Consider the following 25180-nt stretch of genomic DNA (forward strand, 5'->3'; position numbering starts at 1 on the left):
AGCGTCAGCGCAGCACCTCCTTGGCGGGTCGACGGCGCACGAGGCGGCCGACGAGCTTGCGGTCCACGGCGCCGGTCAGGAAGACCAGCGCGAAGTAGACCAGCATCGCGACCGCGACGAGAACCAGGATCGCCGCCGCCTGATGCACGGCCGAACTGCCGGTCGCAAGATAGGGGTGCAGGGCGCCCATCATCGCCACCAGTGCCGCGCCCATCACCACGGCCGACAGGACCACCAGCAGCGCGCGCTTCACGAGCGCGCGGTCGAGGGCCCAGAGGCCCTTGCGCCGCAACCCCTCGAACAGGAGCCAGGCGTTCAGCCAGCCCGCCAGCGTGGTGGCGAGCGCGATGCCGCGTTCGGCATAGAACCAGAACAGGACGAGGCTGAGCGCGGTGTTGGCGGCGGCCGAAACGCCGGTCACGATCATCGGCGTCCTCGTGTCCTCGCGGGCGAAATAGCCCGGCGAGAAGACCTTGATCAGGACGAAGGCCGGCAGGCCGAGCGCATAGAGGCCGAGAACGGCGCCAACGCTCACGGTGGTCTCCGGCAGAAAGGCGCCGCGCTCGTAGATCAGGCGCACGATCGGCTCGGGGATCAGGAACAGAGCGACCGCGGCGGGCACGGTGAGGAACAGCGCGAACTCGAGCGAGCGGTTCTGCGTGTGCTGCGCCTCCTCCAGCCGCCCCGCCTTCAGGGCGCGGGCGAGCTCGGGCAACAGCACGACGCCGATCGCCACGCCCACCATGCCGAGCGGCAACTGGTAGGGTCGGTCGGCATAGGTCAGGATCGACACGGCGCCCGGCTTGTAGGACGCGATGGCCTGACCGACGAAGAGGTTGATCTGCGTGATGCCGCCGATCAGCGCGGCGGGGCCGGCCAAGATCAGGAGGCGCTTGAGGCCCGGCGTCCAGCGCGGCCGCCCGAGCGCCACCGAGAAGCCCGCCCAGCGCATGGCGGCGGTCACCGTGACGAGCTGCGCCAGGCCCGCGACCAGGACGCCCCAGCTCATCAGGAAGCCGATCGTGCGCTGGTCGGCCTCGGTCGCCCAGGCATAGGCAAGGACGCCGATCAGGACGAAGTTCAGGATCGTGGGCGCGGCGGCGGCAGCGAAGAAGCGGCGGAACGCGTTCAGGATGCCCGACACCATCGCCATCAGCGACATGCAGGCGAGATAGGGAAACATGATGCGCGAGAAGGCGACCGTGATGTCGAAGCGGTCCTGGCACGACAGGGCATGCCCCAGCGTCGCGGCATCGTCGATGCAGACCGTCAGGCCGGGCGCGATCACAAGGCGCACGAGCTCGGGCATGAAGATCATGGCGAGCACGGTAAGAACCGTCAGCGCCGTGAAGAGCGTCGCGAAGATCTCGGTCGCGAAGCGCTTGGCCCCGCTATCCCCCTCCTCTTCCAGCTTGCGCGCGAAGAGGGGGATGAAGGCTGCATTGAACGCGCCCTCCGCGAACAGGCGGCGGAAGAGGTTGGGAAAGCGGAAGGCGAGGTTGAAGGCGTCGGCGACGGGCCCGACGCCCAGCGCCGAGGCCATCATCATCTCGCGCGCGAAGCCGAAGATGCGGCTGCCCAGCGTCGCGCCGCCGACGGTCGCGAACTTGCCCAGTAGATTCACGACGTCATTCCGAATGCGATGGTGGATGGTTTCGTGCCGGGCTGCGAGACCTCGCCGCCGGGCTCCTCGAAGACCGCGCGCAGACGCCGGCGGATCCGCTCGGCGCGCCCCTCGCCCACGATCTTCAACCCCAGAAGATCGGTCACATAGAAGACGTCGACGACCTTTTCGCCGAAGGTCGAGATGTGGGCCGAGCGGATGTCGAGGTTGAGGTCCGAGATCGCGCCGGTCAGGTCGGCCAGCAGGCCCGGCCGGTCGAGGCCCTCGACCTCCAGAACGGTCAGCTGTCCCGACAGGTCGTTGTCGATGTCGATGCGAGGCGACACGGTGAAGGAGGCGCTTGGCTTCGCTTGTCGGCGCCGCGCCAGAAGACCCGGCATCGCCTCGCGCCCATCCATCAGCTGCTCGATCGTGCGCGCGATCCGCTCGGCGCGGCGCAGCTCGTCGGCATCGTCGCGGAACTCGCGGTTCACGGTCACGACGTCGAGCGCGCGCCCGTCCGTGGTGGTGAAGATCTGCGCGTCGGCGATGTTGGCGCCGGCCGCCGCGCAGGCCCCGGCGATCGACGACAGGAGGCGGGGATGGTCGGGCGCGAGAACCGTGATCTCGGTCATGGCGTGGAAGCCGTCGGTGCGCGCCTCCGTGGCGAACGCCAGGCCCTTCTGGTCCACCGCGCGGATAAAGGCTGCGTGGCGCTCCTGGTCGTCGACCGGAACGGTCAGGACGTAGTTGTCGTAGTGCAGGCCGAGCAGGCGCTCGCGCTCGGCCTCCGGCCAGGCGCCGAGCCGGTCGGCGAGACGCAGCCGCCCCTCGGCCGCGCGGTGGGCGCGCGAGGACTCGGAGTAGCCGCCGGTCAGCATCAGTTCGGTCTCGCCGTAGAGCGTACGGATGAGCTGGCCCTTCCAGCCGTTCCAGACGTGCGGCCCCACGGCGCGGATGTCGCAGACGGTCAGAACCGTCAGGAGCTTCAGGCGCTCCAGCGTCTGCACCCGGTCGGCGAAGAGGCGGATGGTGCGCCGGTCGGTGAGGTCGCGTTGCTGGGCGGTCATCGACATGACGAGGTGGTCGCGAACCAGCCATTCCACGAGCTCGGTCTCGCGCGCGTCGAGCCCGAGGCGCGGACAAAGCTCGCGTGCGATCTGGGCGCCGGCCGTGGAATGGTCCTCGGGCCGCCCCTTGGCGATGTCGTGCAGAAGAAGTGCGACATAGAGGACGGCGCGGTCGCGGATCGTCGAGATGAAGCCGGTGGTCATCGGCAGCTCGCCGCCGAAACGTCCCTTCTCCAGTCCCGACAGCTCGCGGATCGAACGCAGAAGGTGCTCGTCCACCGTGTAGGAGTGGTACATGTTGAACTGCATCATCGCGACGATGCGGCCGAACTCGGGGATGAAGCGACCCAGAACGCCCGCCTCGTTCATGCGGCGAAGATGAAACTCGGGATCCTCGCGGTCGGTCAGGACGTCGAGGAACAGGGAGTTGGCTTCCGGGTCGGCACGCAGCTTCGCGTCCACGAGGCGCAGCGAGCGGCGGATCAGCTTCAGCGCATCCGGATGGTATTCGAGCCGATGGTGGCTCGCCAGCTGGAAGATGCGCAGGAGATTGACCGGGTCCTGCACGAAGACCTGCCGGTCGGCGACGGTGATGCGGTTGTTGTCGACGAGAAAGGCGAGCGTTCCGGGGATCTGACGCGCACGCCGGCGCAGCGAGCGGATCAACGAGCGCAGTCCCGGCGCGTCCTTGGCGTTCTCCTCCTCCAGCGCCGCGCAGAAGATGCCCGTGAGGTCGCCCACGTCCTTGGCGATCAGGAAGTAGTGCTTCATGAAGCGCTCGACCTCGGTGAGGCCGGGGTGATCGCTGTAGCCGAGGCGGCTCGCGATCTCGGGCTGGATGTCGAAGCTCAGGCGCTCCTCGGCCTTGCCCGTGAGGAAATGCATGTGGCAGCGCACGGCCCACAGAAAGTCCTCGGCCTTTTCGAAGAGTTTGCCTTCCGAGCGCGAGAAGACGCCGGCCGAGACGAGTTCCTCGCGCGTGTCGACGCGGTAGTGGTCCTTGGCGATCCAGAACAGGGTGTGCAGGTCGCGCAGCGCCCCCTTGCCCTCCTTGACGTTGGGCTCGACGAGGTAGCGCGTGTCGCCCGCCTTCTGGTGGCGCGCATCGCGCTCGGCGAGCTTGGCGGCGATGAACTCGCGGCCCGTTCCCGCCACGACCTCGGCCTCGAAGCGGCGGCCGAGCTCGTCCAGGAGCGAGGCCTCGCCGCTCACCAGACGCCGCTCCAGGAGCGCGGTGCGGATCGTGAAGTCGCCGGCTGCCAGACGCACGCACTCCTCGACCGTGCGCGTCGCGTGGCCGACCTTCAGCCCCAGGTCCCAAAGAAGATAAAGGAGGTATTCGGCCAACTGTTCGCCGAGCGCCGTTTGGCGGTAGGGCAGAAGAAACAGGAGGTCGATGTCGGAGCCGGGCGCGAGCGTGCCGCGCCCGTAGCCGCCGACGGCTACCACGGCGATGCGCTCGCCCTGCGAGGGGTTGGGCGCGGCGAAGACGCGCGAGAGAGCGAAGCGGCAGACCGCGCGGATCAGCGTGTCCTGCAGGAACGAGATCCGCGCGGCGCACAGGAGGCCGGAGCCGTCCTCGAAGAGCATGGCCTCGGCCGCGCGCCGACCGTCGCCGTTGGCGCGTTTCAGGATCGAAAGCACGGCCGAGCGCACGGCCGGATCGGAGCCGTCACCGTCCTCGCCCACCAGCGCTTCCAGTTCGGCCGCGAGCGCGGCCTCGTCAGTGATCTCGGAAAAGCGCGGCGAGAGGACCGGCGCCGCGCCGATGCGCGCCGCGCGCTGCACGCCGGTATCCGCCTTCCGTTGAGTGCTCATCTGCCTGAAGAACCGTTCCGCGCCATCAAGGGTCGGGCTCTTAAAGCATAATGCCTCTTGCGGAAACGTTGGGACCGCGCCGGCGTCGCGCGGCCCCGGGCGCCCCGATCAGGCGCCGACGATCGTTCCGCCGTTGGGATGAAGCACCTGCCCCGTGAAGTACGAGGCGTCCTCGCTCGCCAGGAACAGGAGCGCGGAGGCCACCTCGTTGGGCTGACCGGCGCGCTTCATGGGCACCTGGCTGCCGAACTGCGCGACCTGCTCCTCGTCCATCGCGATCGGAATGAAGGGCGTCCAGATGGGACCGGGAGCCACGCCGTTCACGCGGATGCCCTTCTCCACGAGGTTGGAGGCCATGGAGCGGGTGAAGGCCGTGATCGCGCCCTTGGTGGACGAGTAGTCGATCAGCGTGTCGTTGCCCTTGTAGCTGTTGACCGACGTCACGTTGACGATGGCCGACCCCGCCTTCAGGTGATCGAGCGCCGCCTGCGTCATGTAGAAGTAGGCATAGATGTTGGTCTCGAAGGTCTTGGCGAGCTGCTCCTCCGAGATCTCGCGCAGGTCTTCGGCCTGCTCCTGATGGGCGGCGTTGTTGACGAGAACGTCGAGCTTGCCGAACGCCTTCACGGTCTCCTCGACGGCCTTCGTGCAGTTCGCCTTCTGCCGCAGGTTGCCGGGAATCAGGATGCAGCGTCGCCCTTCCGCCTCGACCAGACGCTTGGCTTCCTCAGCGTCCTGGTGCTCGTCGAGATAGGCGATGGCGACGTCCGCCCCCTCGCGCGCGAAGAGAACGGCGGTCGCGCGGCCGATTCCCGAATCGCCGCCGGTGATCAGAGCGGTCTTGCCCGCGAGGCGCCCCGAGCCGGGGAAGCGCGGCTTGTAGTCGGGCGCAGGCGTCATCTCGTGCTCGCGGCCGGGATCGCCGGACTGATGCTGGGCGGGGAAGTTCGACATGGGAGCTTTTCCTTAGAATGGGGGCCGGCGGTCAGGCCAGCCTCTCGTTCCGAAAGGCTCCACCGGCGGGCCCGTTCCCGTGCCGGCGCGCAAAAGCGTTGAGGTCCCTCAGGAACCGAGCAGTCCCTTCAACCGGTAGAGCGTCTCCAGCGCATCGCGCGGCGTCATCGCGTCGGGGTCCACCGCGCGCAACGCCTCCAGTGCCGGCGGAGGGCGCGCGGCGGCGACCGGAGGCGCGGCGGCGCGCGCCGCCGAGAAGAGCGGTAGGTCGTCGAGCGTCCCGCCCCCCGTTCGCTCGCCCTTCTCCAACTCGCCGAGCACCTGGCGCGCCCGGTCGAGAACAACCGGCGGCAGGCCTGCCAGACGGGCCACCTGGATGCCGTAGGAACGGTCCGCGACGCCGGGTCCGACCTCGTGCAGAAAGACGACCTCGCCCTCCCATTCGCGCACGCGCACGGTCGCGTTCGACAGGCGCGACAAGCGCGCGCTGAGCGCCGTCATCTCGTGGAAGTGGGTGGCGAACAGCGCCCGGCAGCGGTTGACCTCGTGCAGGTGCTCGACCGCCGCAAACGCGATCGACAAACCGTCGTAGGTCGCCGTGCCTCGGCCGATCTCGTCGAGCACCACCAGCGTGCGCTCGCCCGCCTGGTTCAGGATCGCGGCGGTCTCCACCATCTCCACCATGAAGGTGGAGCGCCCTTCCGCCAGGTCGTCCGACGCGCCGACGCGGCTGAACAAGCGGTCCACCACGCCGATATGGGCGTGCGCGGCCGGCACGAAGGCGCCGATCTGCGCGAGAACCGCGATCAGCGCGTTCTGGCGCAGGAACGTGGACTTGCCGCCCATGTTGGGTCCGGTGAGAAGCCAGATCGCGCCGTGCGCGGCGCGGCGCCGGCCGGCGGCCGGCGGGGACAGGTCGCAGTCGTTGGCGACGAAGCCGGCCCCTCCGCCGCGCTTCAGCGCGGCCTCCACGACCGGGTGGCGTCCGCCCTCGACGCGGAAGGCCAGCGAGTCGTCCACGATCGGCCGCGTCCAGTTGCCGGAAACGGCGAGTTCCGCGAGCGCGGCGGCGACGTCGAGCCGTCCGAAGGCGTCGGCCATGCGCCGGAGCTCGTCGGCCGCCGCCAGCACCGCCGCGCGCATCGCGCTGAACAGCTCCAGTTCGCGCTTCAGCGCGATCGAGCCCGCCTCGGCGATCCGTCCCTCGAGGTCGGCCAGCTCGGGCGTGGTGAAGCGCATGGCTGAGGCGAGCGTCTGACGGTGGCTGAAGACACCGGTCGCCTGCAACGAGGCCCCTTGCGCTTCGGGGACCTCCACGAAGTAGCCGAGCACGTTGTTGTGCCGGATCTTGAGCGCGCGAACGCCCGTCTCGGCAATGTATCGCACCTGGAGATCGCCGAGCACGAGGCGCGACTCGTCTCGCAAGCGCCGGGCCTCGTCGAGCCGCTCGCAGGCGCCGGACCCGACAAATCCCCCCTCGCCCCGGCGAAGCGGAAGCTCGTCGCCCAGCGTCGCGCCCAGAAACGCAGCCAGCTCGGTTGGCGGTGCGGCGAGATCGGCCAGCGCCTCGCCGACTTCCGCCGGCACCTCGCGACCATCCAGAAGCCCGGCGAGAAGACGTGCCCGCTCGCCCGCCTCCGCGACCGCGCCGAGATCGCGTGGTCCGCCGCGGTCGAGCGCCAGACGCGACAGGGCGCGCTCGATATCGGGCAATCCCTTCAGCGCCTCGCGCAGGCTGCGGCGCAACCGGTTGTCGCCGGTCATCCAGGCCACGGCATCCTGGCGCCGGGCGATCTCGGCCGTTGCGGTCAGCGGAAAGGCCAGGCGGCTCGCCAGCAGGCGCGATCCCGCTCCCGACACGCAGCGGTCGATCGTGTCGAGAAGCGAGCCCTGCCGGCGCCCGCCCACGGCCCGCGTCAGCTCAAGGCTGGCGCGCGTCGCCGGGTCGATCAGCATGAAACGGTCCGGCTCGACGCGCTCGGGTCGCATCAGGGTCGGACGCGCCTCGAACTGCGTTCGTCCGAGATAGCCGATCAGAGCGGCTCCCGCCGCCATCTCGACGCGCTCGAAGGCACCGAAGCCGTCCAGCGTCGCGACACCATAGAAGCGACACAGGCGTTCGGACGCGCTGGCGCCGTCGAAGAGAACGGCCGGCTCGAAGCGCAATGCCCGGCCGAGACGCGAGAAAAGCGGCCGCAACGCCTCGTCCTCGCGCATCGTGTCGGGCACGACCAGCTCGGAGGGATCGACGGCGGCGATGTCGGCGAACAGACGATCCTCGTCGGTCGGCGCGATGCGGAACAGGCCGGTCGAGAGATCGCAGAAGGCGATCGCCATGGCACCGCGCGGGCCGCCGATCCGGGCCAGCGTCGCCAGATGGTTGGCGCGCGCGGGGTCGAGCAGCGCCTCCTCGGTCAAGGTTCCGGGCGTGACGAGACGTACCACGTCGCGACGCACCACGGACTTGCCGCCCCGCTTCTTGGCCTCGGCGGGATCCTCGACCTGCTCGCAGACCGCGACGCGATATCCGCCCGCGATCAGCTTCTGCAGGTAGTCGTCGGACGAGACCACGGGAACGCCGGCCATGGGGATGTCGGCGCCCAGATGCTTGCCGCGCTTCGTCAGCGTGATGCCGAGCGCCCGCGAGGCCTCCACCGCGTCCTCGAAGAACAGCTCGTAGAAGTCGCCCATCCGATAGAAAAGCAGCGCGTCCGGATAGGCGGCCTTGATCTCGAGATACTGGGCCATCATGGGCGTCGGGGCGCCCTCGACGGGGCTCGGATCGATGGTGCGCGCAATGTCCAGCATCCCGCGAGACTACCCCAGAGCGACCGCCGGACGCGAATCGTCCCTGCCGCCATCCCCGTGTTCCACAAGCCGCATGCGCCCTACCCGGAACCCTCGGCTTCAGGTCCCGTTCAGACGCCGTGTGCGACACCTGTGACAGACCCTCTCGCAGTGCGGTGTCGCGCGATGCGGGAATGGGCTAGGATCGGGCCGCACCGAAGCGGCACGGCTTCGCAAAGCCCTTTCGGCGAAGGCTGACGGACGACCATGACTTCATCCATCCAACGGGCGCTGACGGCCCTCCTCTTCACCCTGGCGGCCGCCGTGCCGGCTCTCGCGCAGGCCGAGAAGGTCAACGTCTACCAGTATGCCGTCGATCACCCGGTCGCGGATGCGCCGCTGCGCGGCCCCCCGACGCTCGGTGCGTCGGTCCCGCAGAACGTCGAGATCATCCGCGTCGGCAACGACGAGGTCTACGGCTACTTCTACTACGACGGACGGCCGGTGATCGTCGAACTCGCGACGCGTTCGGTCGTGCGCATCGACAGCTGACCCCGATCGCCGCGTCAGGCGGCGAAGCGATCGGCGCCCGCGCCGTAGTGCGCGACATAGCGCTGGGAGATGCGCTCCCGCGGCAGAACCACCAGCACGTCGGTCGTGTTGAACTGGTGGTCCACCACGGCGTCGAGGCCGATATAGCCGCCGAGGCGCAGGTACCCCTTGAGAAGCGGCGGCAGGGCGCCGAGCGCCCGGCGCGCATCGTGAACCGGTGACGATGCGGGTGCGCGCGGTGCCCTTCGCGCGGCGACCGCGCCGACGCTCCACTCGGCCGGCGGCGGGGCTTGGTCGCGCAGAAGGGCCAGCGGCTCGGCGAGTGCCGCCGGATCCGTGCCGCTCAGCGACGCGCATCCGAACAGGACGTCGATCCGGTTGGCGACCACATAGCTCCAGATTCCCTGCCAGAGCAGTTCCACCGTTCGCTTGCCACGATACGCCTTAAGCACGCAGGACCGCCCGAGTTCCAGGAAGCGCTTGCCTGGATGGCGTGCCACGAGGCCGTCGATCTCGAACTCGCCGGCCGTATAGAAGCCGCCGGCCAGAGCGGCCCGCTCCTGGGGCAAGAGGCGGTAGGTGCCCACGATGCGGCTGGTGCCGTCCGCGCGATCGATCACCAGGAGATGGTCGCAGATCCGGTCGAAGCCGTCCTTGTCGCGACGCAACAGGCGTTGGTCGAGCGAGGGCTGCGCGCGCATCTCCTCGTAGAACACCTCATAGCGCAGCTTCTGGGCCGCACGGATCTCGCCGGCGTGGCGGGCGAGCCGCACCTCCAGCGTCCCGATACGGCCGAGCACGGGCGCGGCCGGGTCGAGCGGCGCGACCGGGGCACGACGGCGCGCCAGCGCGCGGGCGTGCCGGTCCCTGACCTTCAAACCCTTCACCTTCAGCCCCCGGGGAACGGACACGTGTATCGTCATCGAGGCGACTCCCGTCGGGCCGCAGCGGAGGGATCCGCGCGTTCCGACCCCTCTAATATACGCGCACGGAGTTTCGATGACGATGGATCACGCAAAAAGGAGTGGCCGAGTGATCAGGCTCGCGTCGCCGACGCGACGTCGGTGACGACGACGCGGCCCCGCACCCGGCCTTCCAGAATGGCGTGGGCGGTCGCCACGATGTCGGCAAAGCCGATCGGCACCTCGATATGGGCCAGCGTCCCGGGGGCCAGGTCGGCGGCCAGACGCGCCCAGGCTTCCTCGCGAAGCGGGCGCGGCGCCATCACGGAGTCGATACCGAGAAGCGCCACGCCGCGCAGGATGAAGGGTGCGACGCTGCCCGGAAGCTCCATGCCGCCGGCCAATCCGCACGCGGCGATCGCGCCCTGGCGACGGGTCGCGGCGAGCGCGTTCGCGAGCGTCGTGCCGCCGACGCTGTCGATACCCGCAGCCCAGCGCTCGCGCGCCAGGGGCTTCGGCGAGGCGGAGAGTTCCGAACGGTCCACGACCTCCGCGGCGCCGAGATCGCCCAGCCAGCCGGCCTCGGCCGGTCGGCCGGTCGAGGCGACGACGTGCCAGCCGCGACCTGCCAGAAGCGACACCGCCACCGAGCCGACACCGCCCGCCGCCCCGGTCACGAGCGCCGGCCCGTGGTCGGGCGAGACGCCGAAACGCTCCAGTGCGAGAAGCGCGAGCATCGCGGTGTAGCCCGCCGTGCCGATCGCCATGGCCTCCTGAAACGAGAAGCGCTCCGGGAGCGCGACGAGCCACTCGGCCTTGACCCGGACGAGACCTGCATAGGCGCCGTAGTGGGTTTCGCCGACGCCCCAGCCGTTCAGGATCACGCGGTCGCCCTCGCGCCAGAGCGGTGAGCGCGACGCCGTGACGGTGCCGGCCAGATCGACGCCGGGAACCATCGGCCAGCGCCGGACGACCGGGGAACGGCCGGTGATCGCAAGACCATCCTTGTAGTTAACGGTGGTAGCCTCCACGGCGACGTCGACATCGCCGTCCATGAGGTCGGAGGCTTCGAGGACACGCTCCTCGCACAGCGTCCGGCCGTCGTCGCCTTGCGTCAGAACCAAGGCCTTGAAACGGTTCGTCATGGCTCGGCGCTCCTCCAGGCCCGTGTCAGCGCGCGTCGCCCGCGGGGCGCGCGTCCTCGTCCGGCGTCGCACGGCGCCGCGACAGGACGACCTCGTCGATCAGGATCAGCACAGCGCCGATCGAGATGAAGCTGTCGGCGAGGTTGAAGACAGCGAAGCTCCAGACCGGGGTGTGGAACAGGATGTAGTCGACAACGTAGCCAAGGCTCACGCGGTCGATTAGGTTGCCGACGGCGCCGCCCACGATCAGCGCGAAACCGAAGTTCGCCAGCCGTCGGTCGGCCGGCGTGTTGCGCCAGAGCCAGAAGACGAACAGAAGCACGGCCGCCGAGATCGCGGCGAGGCCCCAGCCGTGAAAATTGTTGAGCATCGAGAAGGCGATGCCCTCGTTGCGCGCATGAAACAAGGCGAGGAACGGCAGGATCTCGATCGATTCGCCGAGTGCCATGAAGCGAACCACCAGGAGCTTGATGACCTGGTCGGCTCCGATGGCGATCAGCACGGTCAGCACCGCGTCGAGCGTTCGCCGGCTCACAGCGTCAACCCTCCGCGCCGCGCCTCGAAGATCATGAGCGCGGTCGCGACCGCCAGATTCAGACTGTCGGCCCGCCCGCTCTGGGGAATGCGCACCAGCGTGTCGCAGGCCCCCGCAAGCGCGTCCGACAAGCCGCTCTGCTCGTTGCCCATGAGAAGAAGCGTCGGCTTGGCCGCATAGTCGGGTGCGCGGAAGTCGGTCGTCCCACGCATGTGGGTTCCCACGACCTGTCCGCGGAAGGACTGGCGAAAGCGCAGGAAGGCCGCCTCGTCGCAGCGCGCCACGGGCACGGCGAAGATCGAGCCCATGGTCGCGCGCACCGCCTCCAGCGAAAACGGATCGACGCAGTCGCCGACCAGAACGACGCCCGCCGCGCCGGCCGCATCGGCCGTGCGCAGGATGGTGCCGAGATTGCCGGGATCGCGCACGCGGTCGAGGGCGACCAGGACGCCGCCCTTCGCCGGCGCCAGCGCCTCGACGCGGCTGGTCTGCTGCTCGAAGACGCCGATGGCGCTTTGCGGGTTGTCGCGCCGCGAGATCGCCGCCAGCACCTTGTCGCTCGCCTCGATCAGGTCGGCTCCCGCCGCGACGGTGCGCGCGGCGGTCCTCTGGAGAAGGTCGTTCTCCGGCAGGAGCGTGCGCGAGACCAGCAGCGTGCGAATGCGCCAGCCAGCCTCCAGCGCGTCGATGCAAAGCTTCAGCCCCTCCGCCAGAAACAGGCCGCTGTCCTCGCGATGTTTCTTGAGCGCGAGGTTGCGGATGTCCTTGACGATCGGGTTGGAGACGCTGGTCACCTCCTTGACGCGGCCGGGGGCGACCGTCTCCGGCTGTCGTACGCGGCGCGGGGCGGCGGGAGTTTCGGTCATGTACGCACCCATCGCGAGAAGAGAGACGTCGACAAGAGGCGCGGGTCCTCACCCTCCTCCCGGATGACGAGTTCACCGGATTCAACGCGCCCCCCTAAGCCGCGGCACGCTTCTCCCATGAGGGCGGCCAGCGAGAAGAAGGACGAGCGAACCGCGTAGGCCGTCAGGACCAGCATCAGCGCGCTTGGCGACAGGATCTGCCGCGAGAGCGTCAGAAGGTAGGGTAGATCGGCCTCGATCTGCCACACCTCGCCCTTCGGTCCGCGACCGAACTTCGGTGGATCGAGCAGCACGATATCGTAGGCGTTACCGCGCCGGACCTCGCGCTCGACGAAGCGCACGGCATCCTCGCAGATCCAACGGATCGGCGCGTCTTCCAGGCGGGCCACGCCGGCGTTCTCGCGCGCCCAGGCGATGGCGCGCTTGGAGGCATCGACATGCGTGACCTCGGCCCCTGCGCGCGCGGCGAGCAGCGAGGCGAGCCCCGTGTAGCCGAAGAGGTTCAGCACCCGCACCGGGCGTCCGGCCGCGCGGATGCGGTCGGTCATGAAGCGCCAATGGACGCTCTGCTCGGGAAACACGCCGACATGGCGGAACGAGGTGAAGCGGCCGAGATAGGGCAACCCGTCCTCGCGCATCGGCCAGGTCTCGCCCTGCGCCTCGAGGCCGAGGCGCCAACGCCCCGCCCCTTCCTCGTCGGTGTCGCCGGTGAACGCGGCGTCTGCCGCGTCCCACCGCGCCCGGGGCAGCCTTTGCGGCCAGATGGCTTGGTTCTCGGGCCGCCGGATCGTCAGAGCACCGTATCGCTCGAGCTTCTCGCCTGCACCCGAGTCGAGAAGCGCGTAGTCCTCGTTCGGCTCGACGTGAAGGATCACGGGCGCGACGAGGTCGGGTCGCTCGCCCGGGAGCCAAACCGGCTCGGGTCGTCCCTCGCGGGCCTCGCGCGCCATCTCGTCCACGCTCGGGCGCGCACCGGCCCGTTCGGTCGCCTCGCGGCGCGGCTGCGCCGTATCCGGCTTGTGGAAGGGTTTGCGTCTCGTCATCGCCGCGCTTCTAGCATCGCGCGGTCCGCGCACAAACCGGTCGCCCCAGGGGGTCCGGGTCGCGGGATCAGGCCGCTGCCGAGGGACCGGCCAGGGCCAGGTTGTCGGCGCGCGGCGGAAGCCCCGCCGGGCTTTGACGGATAGCCGTTTCGCGGCTTTGTTCCTCGCGCAGGCGGCGCAGCTTGTCGTTGGCGAGGTCGCGCTCATGGCGCAGATTTTCGATCTCGCGGGCCCGGCGCGCGGCGCGAGCGCGGTGATGGGTCTGCGTCAGGAAGGTGCCGATGCCGCCGAGCACGAGGCCGAAGATCACCGCCCCCATCAAGAGCACGAAGAGCGGCGCCTCGAAGGCCAGCTGCGGCGAGGTGCCCAAAGGATCGAGCGATACGGGAATAGCCTGCCGGTTCGCGACGCAGAACACCACGAGGAGGATCGCGAGCGGCACCAGGATGATGAAGGACAGGATCTTCGAGACCATGGAGGCGTCCTCAGCGTTCTTCGAGACCGGGCGATCGCTGCCCGATGCGTCGCCGGCGCGGTGCGACAGGCGTGCGGGAAAGGGAGATATGCGGGTCCCCCCGCGCGTCAACGCCGCCGCCTTAAGCGATCGGGATCGGAGCGTCCAGAGCGACGCTCAACCGTCGTTCAGGCGCTCGCGCAGCTCCTTGCCGGTGCGGAAGAACGGCACCCACTTTTCCTCGACGTTGACCGCCTGACCCGTGCGCGGGTTGCGGCCCGCGCGCGGCGGGCGGTTCTTGACGGAAAACGCACCGAAGCCGCGCAACTCCACGCGGTTCCCTTCGCAGAGCGCCTGCGTGATCTCGTCGAAGATCGCATTCACGATGGTCTCGACATCGCGCTGGTAGAGATGCGGGTTGCGGCCGGCGATGATCTGGACGAGTTCGGACTTGATCACGAAGACGCGGTTCCTTGCGAGCGACGAGCCTCGGGCCAGCCTTTTGGGACCGGCCGCGCCGGACTGTCAAAGTCCGTTCACATTCAATGATTTGCGAAGGTTCGGGCGTGTCGATTCAGTGCGCCGGAGGCTGCCAGAGCGACAGGAGACCGTCAAGGCGGGGCGTGGGCAGGCCCAGCGCCGCGGGCAGGTCGCGCGCCTGCGGGTCGAGACCCAGCATGCGGAAGAAGGCGCCCTGCGCACGCGCGCCGAGCCCCCAGGTCCCGTCCTGCTTCGGCTCGCGCTCGACGATCTCGAGATCCTTGGGAACGCCGCGCTCGCTTTCCAGCCAGCGCCGGATCTCCTCTTCGCCGCCCAGCGCGTCGACGAGGCGGTTCGCCAGGCCCTGTTCGCCGGTGAAGACCGAACCGTCGGCCAGTTGGCGGGCCGCCTCGGGCGTGAAGCCGCGACGCTCGGCGACAAGGCCCACGAACCAGTCGTAGCTGTTGAGGACCAGGCGACGAATCATCTCGATCGCCTCCGGTGGAGCGGGCGCGAACGGCGAGGGCTCCGCCTTCAACGGGGCGGACTTCACGGCGTTCACGTCGACGCCGATGCGCGCGAGGAGTTCGGACGCGTTGACATACTGGAAGATGACGCCGATCGACCCGACGATCGAGGAGTTGTGTGCGACCACGCGATCCGCCGCGATCGCCACCATGTAGCCGGCCGACGCGGCCAGCGTGCCGACCTCGGCGGCGACGGGCTTGGTCTCGGCCAGCCGTCGCACGGCGTGGTAGAGCGTCTCGCCGCCAACCGTGGTTCCGCCCGGCGAATCGACCTTCACGATGACCGCCTTCACGCCGTCCTCTTCGCGCAGGTCGTCCAGAAGCTCGAGGAACTTCTCGTCTTCGGTGATGAGGCCGGACACTTCGACACGGGCGATCTGCTGAAGCGCCGTGCCCGGCCTCCAGCCGGCCGCCAGGCCGATCGCGACAACGGCGAGCGCAAGAGCAAGCACAGCGAGCACGCGCCAGCGGCCGAGACGACGACGCAGGCGGCGGCGATCGATCAACGATTCGGCGTCCATGACATCTCCGGAGAACAGGAGCGGCAACGCTCCGCGTGGGCAATTCATCCCGAGCGATAGACAGCGCGCCTGGCGGCGGCAAGCGGCAGCGTCGGCGGGAGCGCGAGGCGGACGCGTGAGCTCCCCTCCCGCTGACCATCTAAAAACCCCATATCCTGCCCATGGGTGTCTTGTTAGACACTGTTATGAAACTTGAACTGCCCATAGATTGGTTCGGTCGCCTCTTTCCGGTGGCGATCGGCCGGTGATGGACGGGAGACGGGAAGCACGTTGGAAGGCAGTATCGGTCATCGGAACGGTCAGCCTCTTGGCCAGTCCCTGCAGGCAGGCGACGGACGGGCTCAGGAGCGCGAGTTCGGACGCGCGCGCCGTCATACGCGCCTCGTGCGGTCCCTGCGCGTCGGCCTGCCGGTCGTGGCGGGCCTGATCGTGCTCGCGGGTCTGGCCGTGACATGGTTCGCGCGCGCTCTGCCGGTGGACGTCGCCTTCGCCTCGACGAGCATCGTCGACGGGCGGCTCGTGATGGAAGACCCACGCCTGTCGGGGGTCGACGGCAACGATCGACCCTATTCCATGATCGCGGACCGCGCCATCCAGGCGCTCGGCGGCAGCGGCATCGACCTCGAGACCGTGCGCGCCAGCCTGTCGGTGGATCCCGAAACAACGGCCGAACTCACGGCCGCCAAGGGTCGCTTCGACACCACCAACAACATGCTGCGCCTCTACGACCAGATCGCCGTGGACACGTCGAGCGGTATCAAGATCCGCCTCGACAGCGCCGACGTTCATCTGAACGAGGGCCGCCTGATGGGCAACGGACCGGTCGAGATCTCGACACCCAGCCAGCGCCTGGAAGCCGGCAACGTTTCCATCTCGGAGGGCGGCAAGACCTTGAGCTTCGGCAACCGGGTCAAGCTGACGCTCCTGCCCCAGACCCGTTCCAATCCCGAAGCGGGCCCGGCGGCCCAAGCGAGCGAAAGCACTCCATGAACCTGATCCGTCCGGCCGCGGTGGCGGCGCTTCTTCTCGTCGCGGGCGCGCTGCCGGCGAGCGCCCAGGCCCAGTCGCCCGGGCTCGGCAACTCCTTCGGCGGACTGCAGGTCCAGGGCGACCAGCCGATCGCGATCGAGTCCAACCAGCTCGACGTCGACGACAAGCAGTCGCTCGCCACCTTCTCCGGCGACGTGTCCGTCCAGCAGGGCGAGACCTCGCTCAAGGCCGACAAGCTCCTCGTCTTCTACGTACGCAAGGCCGAGGGCGCGAGCGCGGCCCAGCCGGTATCGACCGGCAACATGCCGGGCGGCTCCAGCGACATCAGCCGCCTGGAGGCCACCGGCAAGGTCACCATCAAGTCCGCCGACCAGGTGGCCACCGCCCAGAAGGCCGACTTCGACATGGCGACCAAGGTCGCGGTGCTGACGGGCGACGTCGTGCTCAGCCAGGGCCAGAACGTCGCCACCGGCTGCATCCTGCGCATCCAGATGGATACCGGCGTCGCGCGGCTGCAGAGCCGTGACTGCAACGGTGCCTCGGGCGGGGCGAACGGCGGCCGGGTCCGTCTTCTCCTGTCGCCCGACGCGCAGCAGCCCGGCCAGCCCGCCGCGCGCTGAACACACGTTTCGCGGCCGCGGCCGCCCTCCCCTTCGAGGCCTCTGGAGGCGTCTTGACCGATACGATCCCGGCTCGCTCGGAGGGCGGCTCGCGCCGCCCCGTTCTCCCGTCCCACGATCCGCGCGCGGACATTCTCGCCCGCGAGGGCGCGACCGCCGAGCATCCGTCGGTGGGAACCCTGGTGGCGCGCGGCATCACGAAGACCTATCGCGGTCGCCGCGTCGTGGACTCCGTCGATGTCGCGGTACGTCGCGGCGAGGCCGTGGGGCTTCTCGGTCCGAACGGTGCCGGCAAGACCACCTGCTTCTACATGATCACCGGCCTCGTGCCGGTGGACGGCGGGCGCATCGAGCTCGACGGCCACGACATCACCGGCATCCCGATGTATCGCCGCGCGCGCCTCGGCATCGGTTACCTGCCGCAGGAGGCGTCGATCTTCCGCGGCCTCAGCGTCGAGGACAATATCCGGGCCGTTCTCGAACTCGTGGAGCGCGACCGCTCCAAGCGCGAGGAACAGCTCACCTCGCTTCTCGAAGAGTTTCGGATCTCGCACCTGCGCAAGCAGCCGTCGACCGCGCTATCAGGCGGCGAGCGGCGACGCTGCGAGATCGCCCGCGCGCTCGCCTCGCGCCCGACCTTTATGCTCCTCGACGAACCCTTCGCGGGCGTCGATCCGATCGCCGTCGCCGACATCCAGGAACTGGTGCGCCACCTCACGCGGCGCGGCATCGGGGTCCTGATCACCGATCACAACGTGCGCGAAACCCTCGGCCTGATTGACCGGGCCTACATCATGCACGCGGGCGCCGTGCTGACCCATGGATCGCCGCAGGACATCGTGGACGATGCGGACGTGCGGCGCGTCTATCTCGGCGAGCAGTTCACCTACTGAGGCGCGAGCGACGGCCGGTCGGCGCTTGACAGGCAAGTTGCGGACCAGTTGACTTGGCTTCGGCCTCGCGGGCCGCGCCAGGAAGGGACGCGCCACCCTCATGCTTTCGGTGAACCTGCAGGTCCGTCAGAGCCAGTCGCTGGTGATGACACCCCAGCTCCTCCAGTCGATCCGGCTGCTGCAGTTCGACCGGGGCGAGCTGCAGGGTTTTCTGGAGCGTGAGGCCGAAGGCAATCCGCTGCTGCGCGTGGAGCGTGCACCAGGCGGCACGCCGGTGCGCATGGCGCCGGGCAGCCTCGCCGACACTGCCGTTCGCGAGCGCGCCGCGCCCGGCCCGACGCTTCCGGCCCATGCCCTATCCGAGATCGGCGAGATCTTTCCCAACGAGCACGAACGGCGCATCGCCTTGCATCTTTTCGCTGACCTCGATGCCTCGGGTTTTCTGGCAGTGGATCCGATCGCGGTCGCCCACGGCCTCGGACTGGATGAGGCGCAAGCCATCGCGCTTTTGGGACGTCTGCAGGCCGCGGCGGAGCCGGCGGGGCTGTTCGCCCGCTCGCTGGCGGAATCGCTCGCCATTCAGCTCGAACGGCGCGATCGCCTCGACCCGGTGATGCGGGTCGTCCTGGCGCACCTGCCGCTTTTGGCACGCCGCGACTTCGTCGCCCTTGCGCGACTGACCGGCGAGAACGAAAGCGACCTGCCCGATATCCTGGCCGAGATCCGACGTCTCGACCCGCGCCCGGGCTCGCGCTTCGAAGCGGCCGAGATGGTCGCGGTGGTTCCCGATGTTCTGGTGGCGGCCGCCGACGGCGGGGGCTGGCAGATCGAGTTGAACGAGCGCGCGTTTCCGCGCGTTGCGGTGCGAGAGACCTACGCGCGCCGCATTGCGGCCGGCTGCATCGAGGCCGAGGAGCGCCAGTTCCTCCAAACCTGCCAACAGTCGGCGTCGTGGCTCCTGCGCTCGCTCGACCAGCGTGCGCGCACGGTTCTGCGTGTCGCGGAGGAGATCGTTCGCCGGCAGGACGGCTTCCTTCAGCACGGCGTGCCGGGCCTTCGCCCGATGACGCTGGCCTCGGTCGCCGAGGCGATCGGCCTGCACGAATCGACCGTCAGCCGCGTGACGGCCGGCAAGTATCTGGCCACGCCGCGCGGCACGTTCGAGATGAAGTTCTTCTTCACGGTCGCCATCGGTTCCAGCGACGGCGGCGAAGCTCACTCCGCCGAAAGCGTGAAGCTGCGCATCGGTCGCATGATCGCAGCCGAGAGCGTCGATGACGTCCTGTCGGACGACGACATCGCGGCCCGCCTGCGCAGCGAGGGCGTCGACCTCGCGCGCCGCACGGTCGCCAAGTATCGCGAGGCGCTGGGCCTTCCTTCCTCGGTTCAGCGCCGCCGCGAGATGAAGGCGCGTCGCTTGGCAGGCTGAGACGCCTGGAACGAAACGACGCGATGCGGCTTCGAGTCCCATCGTCGCCGGACACGCCAAACGAGGTTCGGCGGCGACCACCGGAAGGAGAAACGAATGGCACTTCGCGTATCAGGCCGTCACATGGACATCGGCGACGCGTTCCGGACCCGGATCGAGGATCGGGTCACCGAGCAGGTCGCCAAGTACTTCGACGGCAACTACTCGGGCACGGTCGTCGTGTCCAAGGAAGCGCAGCGCTACAGCGTCGACATGTCGGTTCACCTCGACAGCGGCGTCTACTTCCAGGCGACCGGCGAGTCGCACGACCCCGAATCCAGCTTCATCGAGGCCTGCGAGCGCATCGAGAAGCGGCTGCGCCGCTACAAGCGACGCCTGAAGGACCACAAGGCTGGCCTGACCAACGCCTCGCGCGAGGTCGCCTATACGGTGATCAGCCCGGTGCCCGAGGAAAGCGAAGAGGTTCCGGAGGATTTCGCACCGGCCGTGATCGCGGAAACCTCGATGATCGTCGGCACGATGAGCGTCGCCCATGCGGTGATGGAGCTTGACCGTCGGGACGGTCCGGTCGTGGTCTTCAAGAACGGCGCCAGCGACACCGTGAACATCGTGTACCGACGGGCCGATGGCAACGTGGGTTGGATCGACCCCTCGACATTGCGCCCAGAGACCTGATACCCGCCCGTCCAAGGACCCCATGCCGCCGGCGACCCCGCCGGCGGCATGGAACCCCGAAGGAACGACGCGAGGGTGCGGCAAGCTCTCCATGTCAGGGGTACTCGGACGGCAACCCCCGCGGACAGGCGGGAAGGCAGAGCATCGTGGACCTTTCCGATCTCATCGAGCAGGACGCCATCTTCCCGTCGCTGCGCTCCCAGACCAAGAAGCAGGTTCTGCAGGATCTGTCGGAGCGGGCGGCCGCCCTCGCCGGCCTGTCGCCGCGCGACGTCTACGAGACCGTCGCGGCGCGCGAGCGGCTGGGCTCGACCGGCATCGGCGGCGGGATCGCCATTCCTCACGGCAAGATCGCCGGCCTGTCGCGCATTCGCGGCGTGTTCGGCCGCCTGGCCAAGCCGGTCGACTTCGACTCTCTGGACGATCAGCCCGTGGATCTCGTGTTTCTGCTGCTCGCACCCGAGGACTCGGGCGCTGATCACCTCAAGGCGCTGTCGAAGATCGCTCGCCTCCTGCGCGACCCGTCCGTTCTCGGCCAGTTGCGGGCCCTGCACGACGCGACGACGATCCATAATCTGATGACGCACACGGTCCCGCCCTTCGCAGCCTGAAGCGCATGAAAAAGGGCCGAAACCACCGGGGAGGACGGCGGTCTCGACCCTCGCAGGAAGGCCGTATGTCGAACGGGTGCCGTCAGTGAAGGCTGACGGTCTGGAGCTCGTTCTGCGTGGCGCTTTCGAGGATCGAGCCCCGATCGTCCGACACGGCCAGCGGCGTGCCGTCAGCCGAGAACAGCGCCCAAAGCTTGATGCCCGGCCGAATTGACTGCGCGGCCGGAAAGCGCGCGCGGATATCGTCCGACGACATGCGGCGGAGATAGGCCAAGTGTCCCTCTCCCAACGCAGCAAGATCGGCGTCGGAGAGGATCGTGTGATGATGATCGGTCATGAGAGGCAACTCCTTGAGACAGCAAACGCGCGGAGAGGCGAAGGGTTCAGCCGGCCTCAGTCCTGTGCGACGATCTGGATCCGCTTCACGGTGCGCTCCGGTTCGGGCTTGACGAGATCGATCATCAGAAGCCCGTTCTTGAGCTGGGCTCCCATGATCTTCATCCCGTCGGCGAACAGGAAGCTTTTCTGGAACTGACGGGCCGCGATGCCCCGATGCAGGTACTCGCGGTCTCGCGCCTCGGTCTGCGACCCCCGTATCGTCAGCTGGTTGTCCTCGGTGGTGATCTCCAGGTCTTCCGACCGAAAACCGGCCACAGCCAGCGTGATGCGGATGGCATGGGAGCCCTGTGCGGCGTCCTCGCTTCGCAGGAGAACGCGCTCGATGTTGTAGGGCGGATATCCGTCGCTTCCGCGACCGATCCGCTCCAGCGTCTTCTCCACCCCGTCGAAGCCGACGAGCAGCGGACTGGAGAACACAGGTGTCCGACTCATGACGATGCCAAGCCCTTGTTCCAAGCGACTTTTCTGCTCGCCACCCGGCCCTGTCAGAGGCACCGCGCGGCGTTTCCTTCAGACCTCATATGGCGTTGGCAACGCATCTCTTCAACGGCTCGGCCCAGCGCCTCGGCTCACCCCTCAGGCCGGCCTGGAAGAGGGCTGGAACCGCATGGCCACACCATTGATGCAGTGACGCTTGCCGGTCGGCGGCGGGCCGTCGTCGAAGATATGGCCGAGATGTCCGCCGCAACGCGCGCAATGCGCCTCGGTGCGGGGATAAACGAGAACGAAGTCGGTCTTGGTGCCGATCGCTCCGTCGATCGCCTGCCAGAAGCTCGGCCAGCCCGTGCCTGAGTCGAACTTGGTGTCAGACGCATAGAGCGCGTTGTCGCAGCCCGCACACTGGAAGAGGCCCGCCGCCTTTTCGTGATTGAGGGGGCTCGTGAAGGGCCGCTCGGTCGCCTCCTCGCGCAGCACGGCGTAGGCGTCCGGCGACAACTTCCGCCGCCACTCGTCGGGCGTCATCTGTACCGGGAAGGTTTCGGCCGCCGCCGGCGTCGTGCCGACGAGCGAGCGGGCGAAGGGGGCCAGCGCGGCAAGCGCCGCACCGCTCAGGAGGAATTGGCGACGCCGCATCGGCGTATCTCCCTCTCCGGCGAACAGCGAAAAGGGGTGCGCGGCGCCGGAACCGGCCGCGCACCCCCTCATATATAGGCGATGCAGTCGCCCTACGTCAGGGCATCAGCACCGTGTCGATGACGTGGACAACACCGTTCTTCTGCAGGACATCGGCCTGCGTCACGGTCGCGACGTTGCCCTTGGCGTCTGTGACGGTCAGCTTGTCGCCCTTCATGGCGAGCGTCAGCTCCTCACCTTCCACGGTCTTCACCTTGTGCTGCCCGCCGTCCTTCTTGATCATGGCCATCGCGTCCGCCGACGTCGCCTTGGCCGGGACCACATGGTAGGTCAGGATCTTGGTGAGCTGAGCCTTGTTCTCGGGCTTCACCAGCGTGTCGACCGTGCCGGCGGGCAGCTTCTCGAAGGCTGCGTTGGTGGGCGCGAAGACCGTGAAGGGGCCGGCGCCGCCCAGCGTCTCGACGAGACCGGCCGCCTTCACGGCTGCAACCAGCGTCGACAGGTTGGACGCGTTCGGCGCGTTCTCGGCGATCGTCTTGTTGGAATACATCGGCGCACCGCCGACTTCGACGGACGTGGCGGACTGCGCAAGAGCCGTTCCGGCCATGGAGCCGGCCACCAGAGCGGCCAGGGCGGTGGTCTTGATAAAGGTCGTGATCATCTCGCGTTCCCTTTGAAGGTTCGCCTTCCGATGTCGAAAGGTGCGACAGATACGGACGCGGATGCATGCCGGCCTCACCCTGCGGCAAATTTTCATGCACCGTTCGGCAACCGACACCGGCCGTGTCTCCGGACGTCGTCAGTCCGCGACGCGGCCCCGCATGCGCTTGATGTCGGAGCGGCCCTTCTTGGCCTCGAGACGGCGTTCCACCGCGCCGCGCGAGGGGCGGGTCTTCTTGCGGGGCGGAGGCGGGGGCACCAGGGCTTCGCGCACGAGTGCGGCGAGGCGTTCGCGTGCGTCGGCGCGATTGCGCTCCTGGGTCCGGAAACGTGAGGCCTCGATCAGGACGTCGCCCCCCTTGGTGGCGCGCGCGCCGGCCAGTTTCAGAAGGCGCTGGCGCGCCTCGTCGCCGATGGCGGCCGATCGTCCTGCCAGAAAGCGGAGTTGCACGGCGGTCGCCACCTTGTTGACGTTCTGGCCGCCCGGTCCGCCGGCGCGAATGAAGCTTTCCTCCAGATCGTCCTCGGGGATCACGACGCGCGAGGAGATGCGCAGTCCGCGCTCGGGTGCGCGCTCGGGGCGCGTCGTCACGCCAGTCTCGCCATCCTCCGCCATGCGTCGTCGTCCCGATCCCGTACCCCCGCGCCTAGGTAGCGGGCCGCGCCCGCAAGACCAAGCCGGCGTCAAGCGAAAGGGGCCCGCGATCGCTTCCGACCGCAGGCCCCGCCCTCCTCCCAGAGGTCTCCGGAATTACTCGGCGGCGATCGCCATGCGCGGTGCGGCGTCCATGACCCCCGTGTCGACATGCGCCTCGAACTTCTCGAAGTTGCGGCGGAACATGTCCGACAGCTTCGAAGCCTGCCGGTCGTAGGCGGCGGGATCGCTCCAGGTCGAGCGCGGGTCGAGGATCGCGCTGTCGACGCCGTCCACCGCGACCGGTACGGCGAAGCCGAAATGCGGATCGGTGCGGAACTCGGCCGCCTTGAGCGAGCCGTCGAGGGCTCGGGCGAGAAGAGCGCGCGTCACGCGGATCGGCATGCGCGAACCGACGCCGTAGGCGCCACCGGTCCAGCCGGTCGAGACCAGCCAGCAATCGACGTCGTGACGCGCGATGAGATCCCGCAGGAGGTTGCCGTATTCCGACGGGTGGCGCGGCATGAACGGCGCGCCGAAGCAGGTCGAGAAGGTGGCCTCCGGCTCGGTGACGCCCTTCTCGGTGCCGGCGACCTTCGCCGTGTAGCCGGACAGGAAGTGATACATCGCCTGAGCCGGCGTCAGCTTGGCGATCGGCGGCATCACGCCAAAGGCGTCGGCGGTCAGCATCACGATGTTGCGCGGGTGGGGCGCCCGTCCGGTGGCGGACGCGTTCGGGATGAAGTCGAGCGGATAGGCCGCGCGCGTGTTCTCGGTCAGCCGGCCGTCGTCGAAGTCCGGCACGCGCTCCTCGTCGAGGATGACGTTCTCCAGAACGGTGCCGAAGCGGCGGGTCGTGGCGAAGATCTCGGGCTCCGCCTCGGCCGAGAGTCGGATCGTCTTGGCGTAGCAGCCGCCCTCGAAGTTGAAGAGCCCTTCCTCGCCCCAGCCATGCTCGTCGTCGCCGATCAGCGTGCGGGCGGGATCGGCCGAGAGCGTCGTCTTGCCGGTGCCCGACAATCCGAAGAACACGGCCGAGTCGCCCTCGGCACCCACGTTGGCGGAGCAGTGCATCGGCATGACGCCGCGCGCCGGCAGGCGATGGTTGAGGAAGGTGAAGACCGACTTCTTCATCTCGCCCGCATAGGTCGTGCCGCCGATCAGGACGATGCCGCGCGTCAGGTCGCAGGCGATCACCGTCTCGGTCCGGCACTCGTGACGATCGGGATCGGCCCGGAACGAGGGCAGGTCGATGATCGTGAGGTCGGGGCGGAACGCGTCCAGCTCGGCGCGATCGGGGCGGATCAGAAGGTTGCGGATGAACAGCGCATGCCAGGCGAACTCCGTGACGACGCGCGCGCCGACACGCTCCCCGGCATCGGCACCGCCGAACAGGTCCTCGACAAAGAGATCGCGTCCCTGGGCATGCGCCTTGAAGTCGTCGTAGAGACGCTCGAAAGCCTCCGGCGACATCGGCTTGTTGTTGTCCCACCAGATTTGGTCTTCGGTGGCCGCGTCGCGCACGACGAACTTGTCCTTGGGACTGCGGCCGGTGTGCTGGCCGGTCGTCACGACAAAGGCGCCGTGCGCGCTGAGCCGTCCCTCGCCACGCTTCACCGCGATCTCGGCAAGTTCGGCCTGCCCGAGATTCCAGCGCAGCGAAGCGAGGTCGCGAAGGCCCGTGGTCTCGATGCCCTGGTCGGGGTTCCGGATCCCGCTTTCCGTCATGTCTCGCGCTCCGCCTCGTAAACCGGCCCGCGCTCGCAGCGACGGGTCTGGTGGAGATAAAACGGGACACGCGTTGCGGCAACTCGTCGATAATCCGAAATCCCGATAAAAAACAATGTCTTAATCGGTTTAAAACCGGCGTCCGCGCGGTTCAATCGGTTCAGCCTGCCTTTTCGGCGCTGCAAAAAAATTTTGCCGGCGCCCGCGGTA

25 protein-coding genes are annotated in these 25180 nt (G+C 68.6%); 7 read left to right on the plus strand and 18 right to left on the minus strand.

Annotated elements, in window-relative coordinates; all coding sequences use genetic code 11:
* Positions 1-4: 4 nt before the first annotated feature.
* From murJ to mutS, 4 genes are all read right to left on the minus strand, one after another.
* Complete coding sequence (murJ, locus tag BLQ76_RS12855; protein WP_090673818.1) at positions 5-1624, minus strand: murein biosynthesis integral membrane protein MurJ; 1620 nt, start codon at positions 1622-1624, stop codon at positions 5-7.
* Entirely contained in the window at positions 1621-4491 is a 2871-nt protein-coding gene (locus BLQ76_RS12860) for a [protein-PII] uridylyltransferase (protein ID WP_090673820.1), read from the minus strand. Before BLQ76_RS12860 ends, murJ begins: the two co-directional genes overlap by 4 nt.
* Before the next feature lie 108 nt (positions 4492-4599).
* Positions 4600-5445 (minus strand): SDR family oxidoreductase, encoded by an 846-nt coding sequence (locus BLQ76_RS12865; protein WP_090673822.1) that lies wholly within the window; start codon positions 5443-5445, stop codon positions 4600-4602.
* Between the two features lie 108 nt (positions 5446-5553).
* Positions 5554-8253, minus strand: coding sequence for a DNA mismatch repair protein MutS (gene mutS, locus BLQ76_RS12870; RefSeq protein WP_244519607.1), 2700 nt, complete (start codon positions 8251-8253; stop codon positions 5554-5556).
* A gap of 246 nt (positions 8254-8499) precedes the next feature.
* Between mutS and BLQ76_RS12875 the strand changes: the two genes are divergently transcribed.
* On the plus strand, positions 8500-8784 hold the full coding sequence (locus BLQ76_RS12875; protein ID WP_090673824.1) for a DUF1236 domain-containing protein: 285 nt from the start codon (positions 8500-8502) through the stop codon (positions 8782-8784).
* Between the two features lie 14 nt (positions 8785-8798).
* On the opposite strand, the gene olsB is transcribed toward BLQ76_RS12875, so the two are convergent.
* From olsB to sppA, 8 genes are all read right to left on the minus strand, one after another.
* On the minus strand, positions 8799-9707 hold the full coding sequence (olsB, locus tag BLQ76_RS12880) for a l-ornithine N(alpha)-acyltransferase (protein WP_090673826.1): 909 nt from the start codon (positions 9705-9707) through the stop codon (positions 8799-8801).
* A gap of 113 nt (positions 9708-9820) precedes the next feature.
* A complete protein-coding gene (acuI, locus tag BLQ76_RS12885) occupies positions 9821-10831 on the minus strand; it encodes an acrylyl-CoA reductase (NADPH) (protein WP_090673828.1) in 1011 nt (336 codons plus the stop codon).
* Positions 10832-10856: 25 nt separating this feature from the next.
* Positions 10857-11366 (minus strand): signal peptidase II, encoded by a 510-nt coding sequence (lspA, locus tag BLQ76_RS12890; RefSeq protein WP_090673830.1) that lies wholly within the window; start codon positions 11364-11366, stop codon positions 10857-10859.
* Positions 11363-12232 (minus strand): TrmH family RNA methyltransferase, encoded by an 870-nt coding sequence (locus tag BLQ76_RS12895; protein ID WP_090673832.1) that lies wholly within the window; start codon positions 12230-12232, stop codon positions 11363-11365. Before BLQ76_RS12895 ends, lspA begins: the two co-directional genes overlap by 4 nt.
* Complete coding sequence (locus BLQ76_RS12900; RefSeq protein ID WP_090673835.1) at positions 12229-13275, minus strand: class I SAM-dependent methyltransferase; 1047 nt, start codon at positions 13273-13275, stop codon at positions 12229-12231. The genes BLQ76_RS12895 and BLQ76_RS12900 overlap by 4 nt, the downstream gene beginning before the upstream one ends.
* 67 nt (positions 13276-13342) lie before the next feature.
* On the minus strand, positions 13343-13750 hold the full coding sequence (locus BLQ76_RS12905; RefSeq protein ID WP_090673838.1) for a lipopolysaccharide assembly protein LapA domain-containing protein: 408 nt from the start codon (positions 13748-13750) through the stop codon (positions 13343-13345).
* Positions 13751-13906: 156 nt separating this feature from the next.
* Positions 13907-14188, minus strand: a complete 282-nt coding sequence (locus tag BLQ76_RS12910; protein ID WP_090673840.1) for an integration host factor subunit beta — start codon at positions 14186-14188, stop codon at positions 13907-13909.
* Positions 14189-14303: 115 nt separating this feature from the next.
* The gene (gene sppA, locus BLQ76_RS12915) at positions 14304-15257 is read right to left on the minus strand and encodes a signal peptide peptidase SppA (RefSeq protein WP_090673843.1); all 954 of its coding nucleotides are present in this window, start codon (positions 15255-15257) and stop codon (positions 14304-14306) included.
* A gap of 270 nt (positions 15258-15527) precedes the next feature.
* Between sppA and lptC the strand changes: the two genes are divergently transcribed.
* From lptC to ptsN, 6 genes are all read left to right on the plus strand, one after another.
* Positions 15528-16247, plus strand: a complete 720-nt coding sequence (gene lptC / locus BLQ76_RS12920; RefSeq protein WP_090673845.1) for an LPS export ABC transporter periplasmic protein LptC — start codon at positions 15528-15530, stop codon at positions 16245-16247.
* A complete protein-coding gene (locus BLQ76_RS12925) occupies positions 16244-16867 on the plus strand; it encodes an LptA/OstA family protein (RefSeq protein ID WP_090673847.1) in 624 nt (207 codons plus the stop codon). The genes lptC and BLQ76_RS12925 overlap by 4 nt, the downstream gene beginning before the upstream one ends.
* Before the next feature lie 131 nt (positions 16868-16998).
* The gene (lptB, locus tag BLQ76_RS12930; RefSeq protein ID WP_090674135.1) at positions 16999-17760 is read left to right on the plus strand and encodes an LPS export ABC transporter ATP-binding protein; all 762 of its coding nucleotides are present in this window, start codon (positions 16999-17001) and stop codon (positions 17758-17760) included.
* Positions 17761-17860: 100 nt separating this feature from the next.
* Entirely contained in the window at positions 17861-19189 is a 1329-nt protein-coding gene (rpoN, locus tag BLQ76_RS12935; RefSeq protein ID WP_090673849.1) for an RNA polymerase factor sigma-54, read from the plus strand.
* 96 nt (positions 19190-19285) lie between these two features.
* Positions 19286-19864 carry a ribosome hibernation-promoting factor, HPF/YfiA family gene (hpf, locus tag BLQ76_RS12940; protein ID WP_090673854.1) on the plus strand — a complete coding sequence of 193 codons (579 nt, stop codon included), beginning with the start codon at positions 19286-19288 and terminating at the stop codon, positions 19862-19864.
* Between the two features lie 146 nt (positions 19865-20010).
* Complete coding sequence (gene ptsN, locus BLQ76_RS12945) at positions 20011-20475, plus strand: PTS IIA-like nitrogen regulatory protein PtsN (protein ID WP_090673856.1); 465 nt, start codon at positions 20011-20013, stop codon at positions 20473-20475.
* A gap of 82 nt (positions 20476-20557) precedes the next feature.
* Here ptsN and BLQ76_RS12950 read toward each other — a convergent pair whose 3' ends face one another.
* The 6 genes from BLQ76_RS12950 to BLQ76_RS12975 all read right to left on the minus strand — a co-directional run bounded on the left by BLQ76_RS12950 (position 20558) and on the right by BLQ76_RS12975 (position 24970).
* Positions 20558-20812, minus strand: a complete 255-nt coding sequence (locus tag BLQ76_RS12950) for a BQ00720 family protein (RefSeq protein ID WP_090673858.1) — start codon at positions 20810-20812, stop codon at positions 20558-20560.
* 56 nt (positions 20813-20868) lie between these two features.
* Positions 20869-21306 carry an Hsp20 family protein gene (locus tag BLQ76_RS12955; protein WP_090673860.1) on the minus strand — a complete coding sequence of 146 codons (438 nt, stop codon included), beginning with the start codon at positions 21304-21306 and terminating at the stop codon, positions 20869-20871.
* A 144-nt stretch (positions 21307-21450) separates the two neighbouring features.
* Positions 21451-21948 carry a peptide-methionine (R)-S-oxide reductase MsrB gene (gene msrB, locus BLQ76_RS12960; RefSeq protein ID WP_090673862.1) on the minus strand — a complete coding sequence of 166 codons (498 nt, stop codon included), beginning with the start codon at positions 21946-21948 and terminating at the stop codon, positions 21451-21453.
* Positions 21949-22045: 97 nt separating this feature from the next.
* Positions 22046-22609, minus strand: coding sequence for a fasciclin domain-containing protein (locus BLQ76_RS12965; protein ID WP_090673864.1), 564 nt, complete (start codon positions 22607-22609; stop codon positions 22046-22048).
* A 138-nt stretch (positions 22610-22747) separates the two neighbouring features.
* Complete coding sequence (gene arfB / locus BLQ76_RS12970; RefSeq protein WP_090673867.1) at positions 22748-23224, minus strand: alternative ribosome rescue aminoacyl-tRNA hydrolase ArfB; 477 nt, start codon at positions 23222-23224, stop codon at positions 22748-22750.
* A 135-nt stretch (positions 23225-23359) separates the two neighbouring features.
* On the minus strand, positions 23360-24970 hold the full coding sequence (locus tag BLQ76_RS12975) for a phosphoenolpyruvate carboxykinase (RefSeq protein ID WP_090673869.1): 1611 nt from the start codon (positions 24968-24970) through the stop codon (positions 23360-23362).
* Positions 24971-25180 lie beyond the last annotated feature (210 nt).

This window comes from Aureimonas jatrophae, assembly GCF_900104035.1.
Lineage (GTDB): Bacteria > Pseudomonadota > Alphaproteobacteria > Rhizobiales > Rhizobiaceae > Aureimonas > Aureimonas jatrophae.